Below are 13,509 nucleotides of genomic sequence, written 5' to 3'. Positions count from 1 at the left end.
ACTATTGCTCTAAAGCAATTTGACTATTAATGATATTATCTTTTACTGTTTTAAAAATATGTGTCTTAGCCTCGGCATAAGAGATATCGTAAATACGCTCTACAGCTCTATACTCCTCTGGATATACAGCCAACATCTTATCGTAATAAGAATCTAATGCTTCCGCATTAGGAGAAGTATATTCCAACTGCAGTTCAAAACGACGTCTCAAAGCTTCATCTATCATGTGAATCTGATTAGTTGCTGCCATTAAAATAGACTTTTCAGGCAAATTGTCAATCAACTGAAGAATGGCATTTACCACACGCTTCATCTCACTATTATCTTTATTATCATAATCCCTAATTTGACCCAATGAGTCAAACTCATCAAAGAATAATACTGAGCTTTCATATTGAACTTCTTTAAAAAGACTTTCAATATTTTTAGCTGTTTCACCTAATTTAGACGAGACAATAGTCGCTAGATTTACCACAATAAGCTTTTTATCTAAGTGTTTAGCGATTGCCTTTGCGGTCATTGTTTTTCCACAGCCTGTTTTACCATAAAGCAATATCTTATTACTCACAGGTAAATTGTACTTCATGATAACTTCACGATACTTGTACTCTTTTAAAAATTGCTCTAACGCTTCTTTCACATTGTCATTGAACATGACATCGTCTAAAGATATCTTGCTTCGATCTAAATAATACAAAGAACTCATAATATAAATTGTGTTTAGTTTTGTGTTGTCTAAATGCAAATATACTTCGAATCTCATTCAGAATAATTATACTTTACACTAATAAGACAACAATTACGAATATTATACATTAATCCAACTATATATTCGCATTACTCCTACTCGTTTCTAATATAAACTTGATACAATTTCATATTTCCGTTTATATCACGAAAAAAACTAAACAAGTGCTGCTTTACCTTCCTATTATTATCTTCTGTAATCACATACGTAAACGTTGGAAATACACTTTCTAACCATTCACCATGACCATCATAATAAACTGACTCACCTACTATAGAAGGATCTAAAAACGTATTACCGACAAAATACGCTCCTTTCTCCTTATTTTCAGGAGACAAAACTTTCTGTACAATAGACAACACCCTAGAGGTGTCTTCGTTTTTCAACACTTCATAATAAGTATCTCCTTGCTTAATGAGCGTTTCATATACCCCTTCGTCCTCATCGCCGATCTGATAGTACAGCTTAAATTCATTAGGCTGTAAATATTGTTCTATTCCTTCTTTTCTTAAACCAGGTATAAAATCCTTCATTATAAAGGATTGAAAGAAGTCTTCTAATATGACGAATGAATAATATAACCCATCATTTCCTTTAAAATATGTACGACAAGGCAATTCAATCAGATTGTTTTCCTCAATTGATAAACTGAAAAAATCAAGTGATTTTGAGGCAGTAAAATCATCTACCAACACTTCCCCTTTTACATTCATTAACAACCGATCCCCACCATCATAAGTAAAGTGCTCCTTGTCATTACCTAAATACTTTTTCTCAGCCCCCTTAATACCAACAACTAACCCATTCTCTACCCTTGTCAAGTAATTATAGACTGCAGGTATAGCAACTTCTCCTTTTTCATCATACAAGCCAACTAATCTAGTTTGGTCATCAATAAACCGAATATATCCCTCTGAAGCAACATCAGCGGTCCCATTGTCATAATAATAAACATTCTGACTTTCGATACGCAAATCCTCACCATTATTTAGATGAAACAAATAGTTGGCTTCAAAACTCTCTTCTTCATCGACCAATATTGTACTTATTTTAGCATTAGAACCCAACAACTGTTTGATATCATTTACACCAATCTTCGTATTAAAATATGTTTGACTATAAACATAAAAACTACTCATTAGTAAAACACCACTTATAATCGATCTGCTCATTTCCTTTTTATTTAATGCTAAAAATAAGAAATGTAAACTACAGAACCTAATGATGAAATAAGTTAGCCAATGAGTCACATAAGGTAAAAAGCTAAAATATACATATAAGAAAAAAGGCAATGATTTCTAAATCATCGCCTTTCTTACTATTCTTCGTCACTCGCCAAGAAAAACTTTAAAGACTTCATTGGATAAGTCTCATTACTTTTACTACTTGGGTTAGCTATAACCTTTTTTATACTAATCAAATCTCCTAACTTGAAGTTAGCTTCAGTATATTGATAATCCAACATATACGGACCACAGAAGTAATTCCCTTTTTCGTCTTTCTCTATAATCCCTCTAAAAACTCCTTTTTTAGTTTCTTTACCCATAATGCGTTACAATTTAAAGCGCAAATATACATAGTTATTAACTGCTTCTGACACGAATAGAAAATAACTTACTAAATAAAAAAAGGAGAACACAAAGTTCTCCTTTTCAATATTATGAACCGCACATTTCACAGTCATCATCATTATTTGCTGCCATTCTAGCTCGTTGTATCATAGCTTGATAATCTTCAACTGATATATTCTGTACTTCTTCTGTTTGTTTTACAACTTCTTTCTTATCATTATTCAAGGTAAACTTAATTGCATCAACAGCAGATTTTGTACGCAAATAATACATACCTGTCTTCAGTCCTGCCTTCCATGCATAAAAATGCATAGAAGTTAACTTAGCGTAATTTGCTCCTTCCATAAACAGATTAAGTGATTGAGACTGATCAATAAACACACCTCGATCACGAGACATATCAATAATATCTTTCATACTCAGCTCCCATACAGTCTTATACAAGTCTCTAATATCTTGTGGAATATAGTTTATATGTTGAATAGATCCATTTGCACGCATTATTTCTTGCTTAAGCTCTTCATTCCATAGACCTAATTCTACCAAATCTTTTAATAAGTGTTTATTCACAACAATAAACTCTCCTGACAATACACGTCTAGTATAAATATTAGAAGTATATGGCTCAAAAGCCTCATTGTTACCTAAGATTTGTGAAGTAGAAGCTGTAGGCATTGGTGCTAACAATAAAGAGTTTCTAACTCCTGCTGCCATTACTTCTTTTCTCAAAGAAGCCCAATCCCAACGACCACTTAACTCTTCATCTTTCATTCCCCATAGATTATATTGGAAATCCCCTTGTGAAATTGGAGACCCTTCAAATGTAGAGTAAGCTCCTTCTTCTTTTGCCATTTCCATCGAAGCCGTTACAGCCGCAAAATAAATCGTTTCAAATATTTCGTGATTTAACTTCTTCGCTTCAGGACTTGTAAAAGGCAAACGCATTAAAATAAAGGCATCCGCCAATCCTTGAACTCCTAGACCTACAGGTCTATGTCTCATATTAGAATTACGCGCTTCTTCTACTGGGTAGTAATTACGGTCAATTACTTTATTCAAGTTACGAGTAATACGCTTAGTAACATCAAACAAATACTGATGATTAAACACTCCATTCTCCACGAACATTGGTAGAGCAATAGATGCTAAGTTACATACAGCTACTTCATCTGGTGATGTGTACTCCATAATCTCTGTACACAAATTAGAAGAACGAATAACACCTAAATTCTTCTGGTTTGATTTTTTATTTGCTGCGTCTTTATATAAAATATAAGGCGTTCCTGTTTCAATCTGAGCATCTAATATAGCCTCCCACAACTCACGCGCCTTTATTGTTCGACGTCCTTTACCTGCTGCTTCGTATGAGGTGTACATTTGTTCAAATTCATCTCCGTACACATCGCATAAACCTGGACACTCATTCGGACACATTAATGTCCACTGTGCATCAGACTCAACGCGTTTCATAAACAAATCATTCATCCATAATGCCAAGAATAAATCACGTGCACGCATTTCTTCCTTTCCGTGGTTTTTTCTCAACTCAATAAAATCGAAAACATCAGCATGCCATGGTTCCAAATAGATAGCAAAACTACCTTTGCGCTTTCCTCCACCCTGATCTACATAGCGAGCAGTATCATTAAATACGCGTAGCATTGGCACAATACCATTTGACGTACCATTTGTACCTCTAATATAAGAGCCCGTCGCTCTAATATTGTGAATTGAAAGCCCAATACCCCCAGCCGACTGAGAAATATTAGCCGTTTGCTTTAAGGTATCATAAATTCCCTCGATACTATCATCTTTCATGGTTAACAAGAAACATGAAGACATCTGAGGTTTTGGTGTTCCTGAATTAAAAAGTGTAGGAGTAGCATGAGTAAAGTACTTTTTAGACATTAATTCATATGTCTCTATAGCCGCATCAATATCTCCTAGATGTATCCCTACAGACACGCGCATCAACATGTGCTGTGGTCTCTCTACAATTTTTCCATTCAATTTTAAAAGATATGAACGCTCCAAAGTTTTAAACCCAAAGTAATCATAGTTAAAATCACGTTGATAAATAATAGCAGAATCTAAACGCTCCGCATTTGCTTTAATTACTTCATAAACTTCGTCAGAAATAAGTGGTGCCTCCTGATTAGTTCTCGGATTAACATAAGTATATAAATCTTCTACAACTTCAGAAAATACCTTCTTTGTATTTTTGTGAAGGTTAGATACAGCAATACGTGCAGCCAATAAAGCATAATCAGGATGTGAAACTGTCATAGATGCTGCGGTTTCAGCAGCTAAATTGTCTAATTCAGCTGTTTGCACTCCATCATACAGCCCCTCGATTACGCGCATAGCTACTTTAACAGGGTCTACTAAATCGCTTAATTCATAACAAAGAATACGAATTCTGTCTGTAATTTTATCAAAACTAACAGGTTCTCTTCTTCCATCTCTTTTTATTACATACATACTTTTCTTCTTTAAAAATTAAAAATCAGCATCAAAGCTAATTGTATTTCCACCCTCTTCTTTTGAAATAACACCTGATTTCTGATATTCTGATACACGCTTCTCAAAGAAATTTGTTTTCCCTTGTAATGAAATCATGTCCATAAAATCAAATGGATTACCTACGTTATACTCTTTTGCACATCCTAACTCTACCAATAGTCTATCTGTTACAAACTCTAAGTATTGTGTCATCAAAGTAGCATTCATTCCAATTAAACTAACTGGTAAAGATTCTGTGATAAACTCTCTTTCAATATTTAAGGCGTTGACTAAAATTTCTCTAATACGCTCTTTTGATACTTTATTTATTAAGTGATTATTATGTAAGTGTACCGCAAAGTCACAATGTACACCCTCGTCTCTTGAAATTAATTCATTAGAGAATGTCAGCCCAGGCATTAAACCTCTTTTCTTTAACCAGAAAATAGAACAAAATGCTCCCGAGAAGAAAATTCCCTCAACAGCTGCAAAAGCAATCAAACGCTCTGCAAATGAATCTGATTCAATCCATTTTAATGCCCACTCAGCCTTTTCTTTAATCGCAGGAAATACTTCTATTGCGCGAAACAATTGATCTTTCTCCTCTTCATTCTTCACATACGTATCAATTAACAAAGAATAGGTTTCGCTGTGAATATTTTCCATCATAATCTGAAATCCGTAAAAAAACTTAGCTTCTGGATATTGAACTTCATTCACAAAATTCTCTGCTAAGTTTTCGTTTACAATACCATCAGACGCAGCAAAAAAGGCAAGAATATGTTTGATGAAGTAACGTTCATCATCGTTTAACTTATTATTCCAATCGACCAAATCTTGCTGTAAATCAATCTCCTCTGCTGTCCAAAAACTAGCCTCCATTTTTTTATACCAGTCCCAAATATCATGGTGTTTAATTGGAAAAATAACAAAACGATTCTTATTTTCGGTTAAAATAGGCTCTTGATTTATCATAACAATTTGATTTTTAAGTTTAAAAATGTTCTTCAATCGAAGATTGGTATATCTACAAAGATTAAACTTTTTACCTCCAATTTAAAAAGATTAACATTCGAACTTATTCACAAAAAAGCATAGTTATCAACAATTACTAATAATCAACTAGTTACACAAATCACTAACGCACAACAACTTAAAATCACAATAAATATCTCCTTATAGTCCTCAGACCTATTAAAGACAGCGAAAAACCTCAACTATACAACAAAAAAACGGCAACTAAAACAGTTGCCGTCTAATCTATTTCTAAAGTCTAAAACTACTAAAGTTCTAAAGCTTTCTTAGGATTATTATCCATTAATAATTCTGTTGGGTTTTCTAACGCCTCTTTTACAGCTACTAAGAAACCTACCGACTCACGTCCATCGATGATTCTGTGGTCATAAGATAACGCTACATACATCATTGGGTGAATCTCCACTTTACCATTTACAGCTATAGGACGCTCGATGATATTGTGCATTCCTAAGATACCTGACTGAGGAGGGTTAATAATTGGAGTAGATAACATAGATCCGAATACACCACCATTAGTTATAGTGAAAGTACCTCCTGTCATTTCGTCAACAGTAATTTGACCATCACGTGCTCTTAGAGCTAAACGTTTAATTTCAGCTTCTACACCACGGAATGATAATAACTCAGCATTTCTCACTACTGGTACCATTAATCCTTTAGGACCTGATACAGCGATAGAGATATCAGCGAAGTCATATTTAATTTGCTCTTGACCATCGATCATAGAGTTTACATCTGGGTACAATGCTAAAGCACGAGTAACAGCTTTAGTAAAGAAAGACATAAATCCTAAGCTAACACCATGTTTCGCTTTGAACGCTTCTTTGTACTCAGCTCTTAATTTGTTTACATTTGTTAAGTTAACTTCATTGAAAGTAGTTAACATAGCAGTCGTATTTTTAGCTTCAACTAAACGCTCAGCAACTTTACGACGTAACATAGACATTTTCTTACGCTCTTCACCTCTAGGTCCTCCTGTTGGAGTACCCATAGATGGTTTAGCATTTACTGCATCTTCTTTAGTAACTCTACCATCTTTTCCAGTACCAGTTATTGTAGCTGGATTAATATTCTTCTCATCTAAAATCTTTTTAGCTGCTGGAGAAGCTGATCCTGTTGCATAAGTATTTGCAGCAGCTGGAGCTGCTTCTACTTTAGGAGCTTCTGCCTTAGGAGCCTCTTGAGCTGGCTTAGCTTCTACTGAAGCACCTCCTGCAGGTTTTGCAGCGCTCATATCGATTAGACATACTACTTGACCTACAGCAACTGCATCACCTTCTTCCGCTTTCAAAGTGATAATACCACTTTCTTCAGCTGGTAATTCTAAAGTTGCTTTATCTGAATCTACTTCAGCAATAGCTTGGTCTTTTTCAACGTAATCCCCATCTTTTACTAACCAAGTAGCGATTTCCACTTCAGTAATTGACTCACCTGGTGAAGGAACTTTCATTTCTAAGATGCTCATCTGTATTTGCTTTATTTAAATATTGTTATGTAAAAATACGTTTTTTTTCTTTATAAATTCTTGTCGAATACTTTTGCGATTGCCTCAGCGTAACGTTTTTTAGAACGTACTGAACTTCCTGAAGCTGGCGCACTAAATGCTTGATTACCTGCATAACGCAATGGTTTCAAATCAAAGTTCATCAACATATGACTATACGCTCCCATGTTTTTAGGCTCTTCCTGTGCCCATACATAGTCATCTGCATTTGTATACTTCGCGAATACTTCTGCAATCTGCTCAATCGGCAATGGGAACAACTGCTCTATACGTACAAAAGCAATATCTTTTCGTCCTAATTCTTCACGCTTAGCTACCAAGTCATAGTAAAACTTACCACTACACAATACCACAGACTTAACATCAGCAGCATTTACATTTGCGTCATCAATCACATATTGGAACTTACCATCTGTAAACTCACTAATCGATGATACAGCAGCAGGATGTCTTAATAAACTCTTAGGAGACATATTGATCAATGGCTTTCTGAAGTCAGTAATCATTTGTCTTCTCATTAAGTGGAAGAAGTTAGCTGGAGTAGTAATATTCGTAACGAACATATTACTTTCAGCACACAACTGTAAATAGCGCTCTAATCTAGCAGAAGAGTGTTCAGCACCTTGGTTTTCATATCCATGAGGCAATAACATCACGATACCATTTTGGTTACTCCACTTATCTTCAGCTGCAGAAATATATTGATCCATCATAATCTGAGCACCATTAGAGAAATCTCCAAACTGTGCTTCCCAGATTGTTAATGTATTTGGATTAGTCAATGCATATCCATACTCAAATCCTAAAACAGCATATTCTGCTAAAAGAGAATTGAAAATTCTCAATTTACCTTTTTGCTCTTTTAATTGATTAAGTAAGATAATTGGCTCTTCAGTATCTTCTGTTTTCACAACAGCATGTCTGTGAGAGAAAGTACCACGCTCTACATCTTGTCCTGACATACGTACATCATACCCTTCAGTCAATAAAGATCCATAAGCTAACAACTCACCCATCGCCCAATCTAAAGCATCTTTCTCGAAGAACATCGTTTTTCTGTCTCCGATAAGCTTCTTAACTTTATTAATAAATTTCTTATCACCTGGCAATTCGGTAATAACTTCTGCAATACTTGTTAATTCCTCTTTAGAAATTTTTGTATCGTAATCAGCTACCATTTTATCGCGGTCAGCAATATGGAATCCTTCCCAATTCTCTTCCATGAAAGTTCTCACTTTAGCGAACTCTCCTTCACGAGAAGTTGATAATTCCTGCTCCAATACATCTTTATATTGCTGTTCTAATGACTTTACAAATGCATCATCAACAATCTTATCTTCAAGTAATCTAGCGTTATAGATATTACGAGAATTAGGATGTTTAGAGATCAATTTATAAAGAATTGGCTGGGTAAACTTAGGCTCATCACCTTCATTATGTCCATACTTACGGTAACCTACTAAGTCGATAAACACATCTGTTCCGAAGTGCATACGATAATCCAATGCAAATAAGAATGCTCTTACAGCCGCTTCAGTATCATCAGCATTTACGTGCAATACTGGAGATTGAGTTACTTTAGCAATATCTGTAGAATACGTTGACGAACGACCATCAGTATAGTTTGTAGTAAAACCAACTTGATTATTCAACACCACGTGGATAGTTCCTTGAGTATTGTATCCTCTTAATTTAGCCATTTGAACAATTTCATAAACAATACCTTGTCCTGAAATAGCCGCGTCTCCATGAAGAGCGATAGGTAATACTTTAGCTGGTTGATCGACAAAAACAGTATCTTGCTTCGCTCGAGCAATACCTTCAATAACAGCTCCTACAGTCTCTAAGTGAGAAGGATTTGGCGTCAAATTAACGTGAATGTTTTTACCAGAACGAGTTTTACGAGTAGAAGTAAGTCCCAAATGATATTTAACATCACCGTCAAAACCTTCAACTGCATCATAATCTTTACCATCAAACTCAGCAAAAATATCTTGTGCTGGCTTTTTGAATACGTTTGCTAACACATTAAGACGACCACGGTGTGCCATTCCTACCACGATTTCCTCTACCCCTTTTTCAGCAGCAGCATCCATCAAGAAGTCCATCGCTGGTATTGCAGCTTCAAGCCCCTCTAATGAGAAACGTTTTTGTCCTACGTACTTTGTGTTTAAGAAGTTTTCAAAAGAAACTGCTTCAATTAACTTGTGCAAGATTTCTTTTTTCTCTTCATTATCAAATTTTGCTTCTGTAGCTTCATAGTGATCTTGAATCCATTGTACAGTCGACTCATTCGTGATGTACTTGTACTCAATACCTAATGTGGTACAGTAAATTTTCTCTAATTGAGCAATTATTTGCCCTAATGTTGTAGTTGGTAGTTGTATAGTTTTTGCAGCCTCAAAATTAACATTCAAATCTGCTTGAGAAAGACCAAACTTCTCTAAACTTAAATCTGGATGCTCTACATTTCTGTCTCTTAATGGGTTTGTTTTAGTCAATAAATGCCCATAAGTTCTGTATGCGTCAATTAATCTTAATACAGCAAATTCTTTTTGAATTTGCCCTAACTGCGCTGAACTATCTCCACTAACACTCTTACTTGATGTATAAGCTTGCGATAACTGCTCAACAGGCCCATCGTTGTATTCATTTGCAAAGTCAAATCCTTGAAAGAAAGCTCTCCAGCTAGGTTCTACGCTATCTGGACTTTCTAAATATTGATCATATAAATCTGCAAAAAATGCTGTGTGAGCCGCATTTAAAAAGGAATATCTATCCATAATTTCGTCTAAAGACCTTTTGTTTAAATATTATAACTACAAAAATACAACTCTTATATGACAATTGTACAAACTTTTACTTATTTTTATACACTATTCTACTAAATTCCCACAACATGAAAAGATATTCTACTAACATAATGCCCTTTTTTTTGACAATTTCATTTTTTTTAACTAATAGCATTTCAATTATCGCACAAGAAAAGGAAAATGAAGCAAAAAATTATGATTTTAATAAAAATTGGAAATTCGGAGGAGGCTTTGGGCTAGGAATCGGAAGTGGCTATACTGACCTTATGATAGCTCCTAGTGCTTTGTACCAATTCAACCCTTATTTTAGCGCAGGTATTGGATTACAAGGCAGTTACATTAAGAGTAAGGACCGAGGCTATTACTATAATTCAATCCGAGAGTATCAATCTTGGATCTATGGAGGTAGCTTGATTGCCCTATCCAACCCAATCCCTCAACTTCAACTCTCTGCTGAATTAGAGCAATTAAGAGTAAACAATACTTATACCTATAAAGATGCAGAAAAAAGAGAGGCTAACTTCTGGAATACTGCGTTATTCTTAGGAATTGGATATAGTAGTGGTCCTGTTACTGTTGGCATTAGATACAATGTCCTTTTTAAAGAAAAAGACATGGTTTACGGAAGTGCATATATGCCATTTGTACGAATGTACTTTTAAATCAATTCTATAAAAGTAAAAAACACCAATCACAAACCATTTTGGGATTGGTGTTTTTATTTTACAACGTCTTGCGTATATATACTTTTTGAAATTCTCTTTTGATAATTAAATACGTAATTTGACGAACAAACTCCTGAATATCAACCCCTGAAATTGATTTCACATCGCTTTCAGGAACATCAATTCGATAAAGTAAATTAGAAAATCGAGACACCGTAGTCGAACTTATTACGCGGTGTAATTCTCCTTCCACTTGACTTACTAAAACCTCAGGTGTAGAAGCTGTAAAAACAATATCTACATCAACAGCTGTCTGAAAGTCCTTTTGTATCTGAGAAACCAAGTCTTCGAAAAAATCCTTTTTTACTACTCGCTCTTCAATAAAAGTTACCAATTCTTGCATAAACTACTATTTACGACCAAATGTCTTCAATAAATTTCTAAAATACTATTTTTCGATCCGTTATACTCGTCTATTCATCAATTCATTACTAAAGATACGCAATTGCTCTTTTTTCTCTTCTGCAATATCCATTTCATCTAATAACCTCAATGCAATTGAAGTATATTCCTCGATCAGTTTTTGAGAATCTTCTGCTGATTTAGTTTCAACGAATAATTCCTTAACGCGATTAATCTTAACTTGTTTGTCGTTACAACTAGTCGTTGAAAAAAACTTCTCTAACTCTTCTTTTTGTGCATCTGTACCATTAATCAAAGCTTTCAGATATAAGTACGTCTTCTTATTCTCAAGAATATCTCCTCCAATCGTCTTTCCAAATGTAGCCTCATCTCCAAAAGCGTCTAGATAATCATCTTGTAATTGGAAAGCAATTCCTAAATTTAAACCAAAGTCATAAATTTTATTTGCATTATCCTCAGTCGTTTCTGCTACAATAGCACCCATTTTAAGTGCAGCACCAACTAATACAGCTGTCTTAAACTTAATCATCTGAATATATTCTGGAATCGCAACATCATTGCGTTCTTCAAAACAAATGTCCCATTGCTGACCTTCGCATACTTCTATCGCTGTTTTACTAAACAGCTTCGCCAAATCTCTAAAAATAACTGGTTCATAATTTTCAAAATATTGATATGCCAAAATTAGCATGGCATCTCCAGATAAAATAGCTGTATTTACATTCCATTTCTCATGAACAGTTTGATGTCCACGTCTCAGTGGAGCATCATCCATAATATCATCGTGCATTAATGAAAAATTGTGAAACAGCTCAATCGCTGTAGCCGCATAAATTGCCTTTCTAGAATCTATCCCAAAAATATCCGCCGCCATTAAAGTCAAAACTGGACGAATTTGTTTTCCTCCTAGTGATAATATATATGATATCGGGTCGTATAGTTCTTTTGGAGTACCTGTCAATGAAATAGAATCAATAAACTCTGCTATTTGCTCTTTATATTTTACTATTGATTGCATTTTTTAAAATTTTCGTAAAAATACGTGTTTTTTCGGAAGTTCATAACTTATACACACCTCTTATTTCTGACTTTATTTCTACTGAAACACATCGAGATACATAACAATTAAATCATTTTAACAAACTAACGTAGTAATGTCATCCAAAATGATCCGACTTCCTTTTTTCAATGGTCGGGATATGATCGAGAGGTGATTGGGATATGGTCAGGATATTTAAGCTAAAAATATCCCGACCATGTCCTAATCACATTCTGATGATTTCCCTATAACTTTAGAAACCATCAAAAAACGAAAAAAAATCCAATGCAAACCTCCCCACCTCCAACAGGTCAATAGTTCTAATGACTTATCCCTTATTTAAAATAAACAGTAAGACAGAATATCATCACCTTATTCAAAATCAAAACTCCCAAATTAAACCACTCTCTCAATAGTCACCTACAAACAAAGAAACTAAATACATCTAAAAAGTTTCCATCAAAACACAACATATTTACTTAACTATCAATTTATTACAATAAAACAGAAACAATAATATTTGCTAAAGTTTTCATAAATAAACAGAAAAACTTCTACAGAGAAAAAGTTTCCTAACTATATTTGTACTACAAAACAATAGAATAATGGATAAAAAAATACTAGAAAAAGCAACAGAATTATTTCTAAAACAAGGATTTAAAACCGTAACGATGGATGATATTGCTAATGACTTAGCCATTTCAAAAAAAACCATTTACCAACATTACAGCTCGAAACCAGAATTAATTGAAAAAAGCTTAGCGAGTATAAATGCAAATTTTCTTAAGCTATTAGAGACAACTTTATCACTAAATCAAGAGGCAATTCCAGAGTTATTAAATGCACATAAAAAAATTAATGATTTGCTTTTGGTTGACTCAACAGGCTGTTTCTACCAATTGTCAAAATACTACCCAAAGTTAGCACACAAACAAAAGGTATTTCATGAAAAAAAATATGTCAAATTAATAGAGGCAAACATTATAAAAGGAATTACAGAAGGAGTTTATCGAGCAGATATAGACATAGACTTTATCTCGCGTTTTCACATCGCATCATTGATTGCAGTAGAAGATCTAGATTACTTTCCCGAGTCTGAATATGCTTACTCAGAATTACACGCCTTACACCTTGAATATTTCATTCGAAGTATTGCAACAGAAGAAGGAAGAGCCTTGTTTCTAAAACTAAAAAAAGAACTATAAA

11 protein-coding genes are annotated in these 13,509 nt (G+C 34.3%); 2 read left to right on the top strand and 9 right to left on the bottom strand.

The window, feature by feature from the left end:
• Position 1: 1 nt before the first annotated feature.
• The 7 genes from GJV77_RS01540 to GJV77_RS01510 form a co-directional block, all read right to left on the bottom strand.
• Complete coding sequence (locus GJV77_RS01540) at positions 2–706, bottom strand: AAA family ATPase (protein WP_155034684.1); 705 nt, start codon at positions 704–706, stop codon at positions 2–4.
• Positions 707–843: 137 nt separating this feature from the next.
• Positions 844–1,920: a hypothetical protein gene (locus tag GJV77_RS01535; protein ID WP_155034596.1), complete on the bottom strand. Its 1,077-nt coding sequence runs from the start codon at positions 1,918–1,920 to the stop codon at positions 844–846.
• 146 nt (positions 1,921–2,066) lie between these two features.
• Positions 2,067–2,294, bottom strand: coding sequence for a hypothetical protein (locus GJV77_RS01530; RefSeq protein ID WP_155034595.1), 228 nt, complete (start codon positions 2,292–2,294; stop codon positions 2,067–2,069).
• Between the two features lie 112 nt (positions 2,295–2,406).
• The gene (locus tag GJV77_RS01525) at positions 2,407–4,800 is read right to left on the bottom strand and encodes a ribonucleoside-diphosphate reductase subunit alpha (RefSeq protein ID WP_155034594.1); all 2,394 of its coding nucleotides are present in this window, start codon (positions 4,798–4,800) and stop codon (positions 2,407–2,409) included.
• A gap of 18 nt (positions 4,801–4,818) precedes the next feature.
• The gene (locus tag GJV77_RS01520) at positions 4,819–5,796 is read right to left on the bottom strand and encodes a ribonucleotide-diphosphate reductase subunit beta (protein ID WP_155034593.1); all 978 of its coding nucleotides are present in this window, start codon (positions 5,794–5,796) and stop codon (positions 4,819–4,821) included.
• A gap of 307 nt (positions 5,797–6,103) precedes the next feature.
• Positions 6,104–7,324, bottom strand: a complete 1,221-nt coding sequence (gene odhB, locus GJV77_RS01515) for a 2-oxoglutarate dehydrogenase complex dihydrolipoyllysine-residue succinyltransferase (RefSeq protein ID WP_155034592.1) — start codon at positions 7,322–7,324, stop codon at positions 6,104–6,106.
• A gap of 50 nt (positions 7,325–7,374) precedes the next feature.
• Positions 7,375–10,146, bottom strand: a complete 2,772-nt coding sequence (locus GJV77_RS01510; protein WP_155034591.1) for a 2-oxoglutarate dehydrogenase E1 component — start codon at positions 10,144–10,146, stop codon at positions 7,375–7,377.
• A 116-nt stretch (positions 10,147–10,262) separates the two neighbouring features.
• Between GJV77_RS01510 and GJV77_RS01505 the strand changes: the two genes are divergently transcribed.
• Positions 10,263–10,838 (top strand): hypothetical protein, encoded by a 576-nt coding sequence (locus GJV77_RS01505; protein ID WP_155034590.1) that lies wholly within the window; start codon positions 10,263–10,265, stop codon positions 10,836–10,838.
• 61 nt (positions 10,839–10,899) lie between these two features.
• Here GJV77_RS01505 and GJV77_RS01500 read toward each other — a convergent pair whose 3' ends face one another.
• Positions 10,900–11,244, bottom strand: coding sequence for a hypothetical protein (locus tag GJV77_RS01500; protein ID WP_155034589.1), 345 nt, complete (start codon positions 11,242–11,244; stop codon positions 10,900–10,902).
• A 60-nt stretch (positions 11,245–11,304) separates the two neighbouring features.
• Complete coding sequence (locus GJV77_RS01495) at positions 11,305–12,282, bottom strand: polyprenyl synthetase family protein (protein WP_155034588.1); 978 nt, start codon at positions 12,280–12,282, stop codon at positions 11,305–11,307.
• Between the two features lie 626 nt (positions 12,283–12,908).
• Between GJV77_RS01495 and GJV77_RS01490 the strand changes: the two genes are divergently transcribed.
• Positions 12,909–13,508: a TetR/AcrR family transcriptional regulator gene (locus GJV77_RS01490; RefSeq protein ID WP_155034587.1), complete on the top strand. Its 600-nt coding sequence runs from the start codon at positions 12,909–12,911 to the stop codon at positions 13,506–13,508.
• Position 13,509 lies beyond the last annotated feature (1 nt).

Source organism: Myroides pelagicus (assembly GCF_009711055.1).
Classification (GTDB): Bacteria; Bacteroidota; Bacteroidia; order Flavobacteriales; family Flavobacteriaceae; genus Flavobacterium; species Flavobacterium pelagicum.
This window is presented reverse-complemented; position numbering and strand designations above follow the sequence as displayed.

Bases quoted from the DNA above. Each gene is read 5' to 3' on its own strand.
- GJV77_RS01520 (WP_155034593.1), bottom strand. From the start codon at position 5,796: ATGATAAATCAAGAGCCTATTTTAACCGAAAATAAGAATCGTTTTGTT.
- GJV77_RS01525 (WP_155034594.1), bottom strand. From the start codon at position 4,800: ATGTATGTAATAAAAAGAGATGGAAGAAGAGAACCTGTTAGTTTTGAT.
- GJV77_RS01540 (WP_155034684.1), bottom strand. From the start codon at position 706: ATGAGTTCTTTGTATTATTTAGATCGAAGCAAGATATCTTTAGACGAT.
- odhB (WP_155034592.1), bottom strand. From the start codon at position 7,324: ATGAGCATCTTAGAAATGAAAGTTCCTTCACCAGGTGAGTCAATTACT.
- GJV77_RS01500 (WP_155034589.1), bottom strand. From the start codon at position 11,244: ATGCAAGAATTGGTAACTTTTATTGAAGAGCGAGTAGTAAAAAAGGAT.
- GJV77_RS01490 (WP_155034587.1), top strand. From the start codon at position 12,909: ATGGATAAAAAAATACTAGAAAAAGCAACAGAATTATTTCTAAAACAA.
- GJV77_RS01510 (WP_155034591.1), bottom strand. From the start codon at position 10,146: ATGGATAGATATTCCTTTTTAAATGCGGCTCACACAGCATTTTTTGCA.
- GJV77_RS01495 (WP_155034588.1), bottom strand. From the start codon at position 12,282: ATGCAATCAATAGTAAAATATAAAGAGCAAATAGCAGAGTTTATTGAT.
- GJV77_RS01505 (WP_155034590.1), top strand. From the start codon at position 10,263: ATGAAAAGATATTCTACTAACATAATGCCCTTTTTTTTGACAATTTCA.
- GJV77_RS01530 (WP_155034595.1), bottom strand. From the start codon at position 2,294: ATGGGTAAAGAAACTAAAAAAGGAGTTTTTAGAGGGATTATAGAGAAA.
- GJV77_RS01535 (WP_155034596.1), bottom strand. From the start codon at position 1,920: ATGAGCAGATCGATTATAAGTGGTGTTTTACTAATGAGTAGTTTTTAT.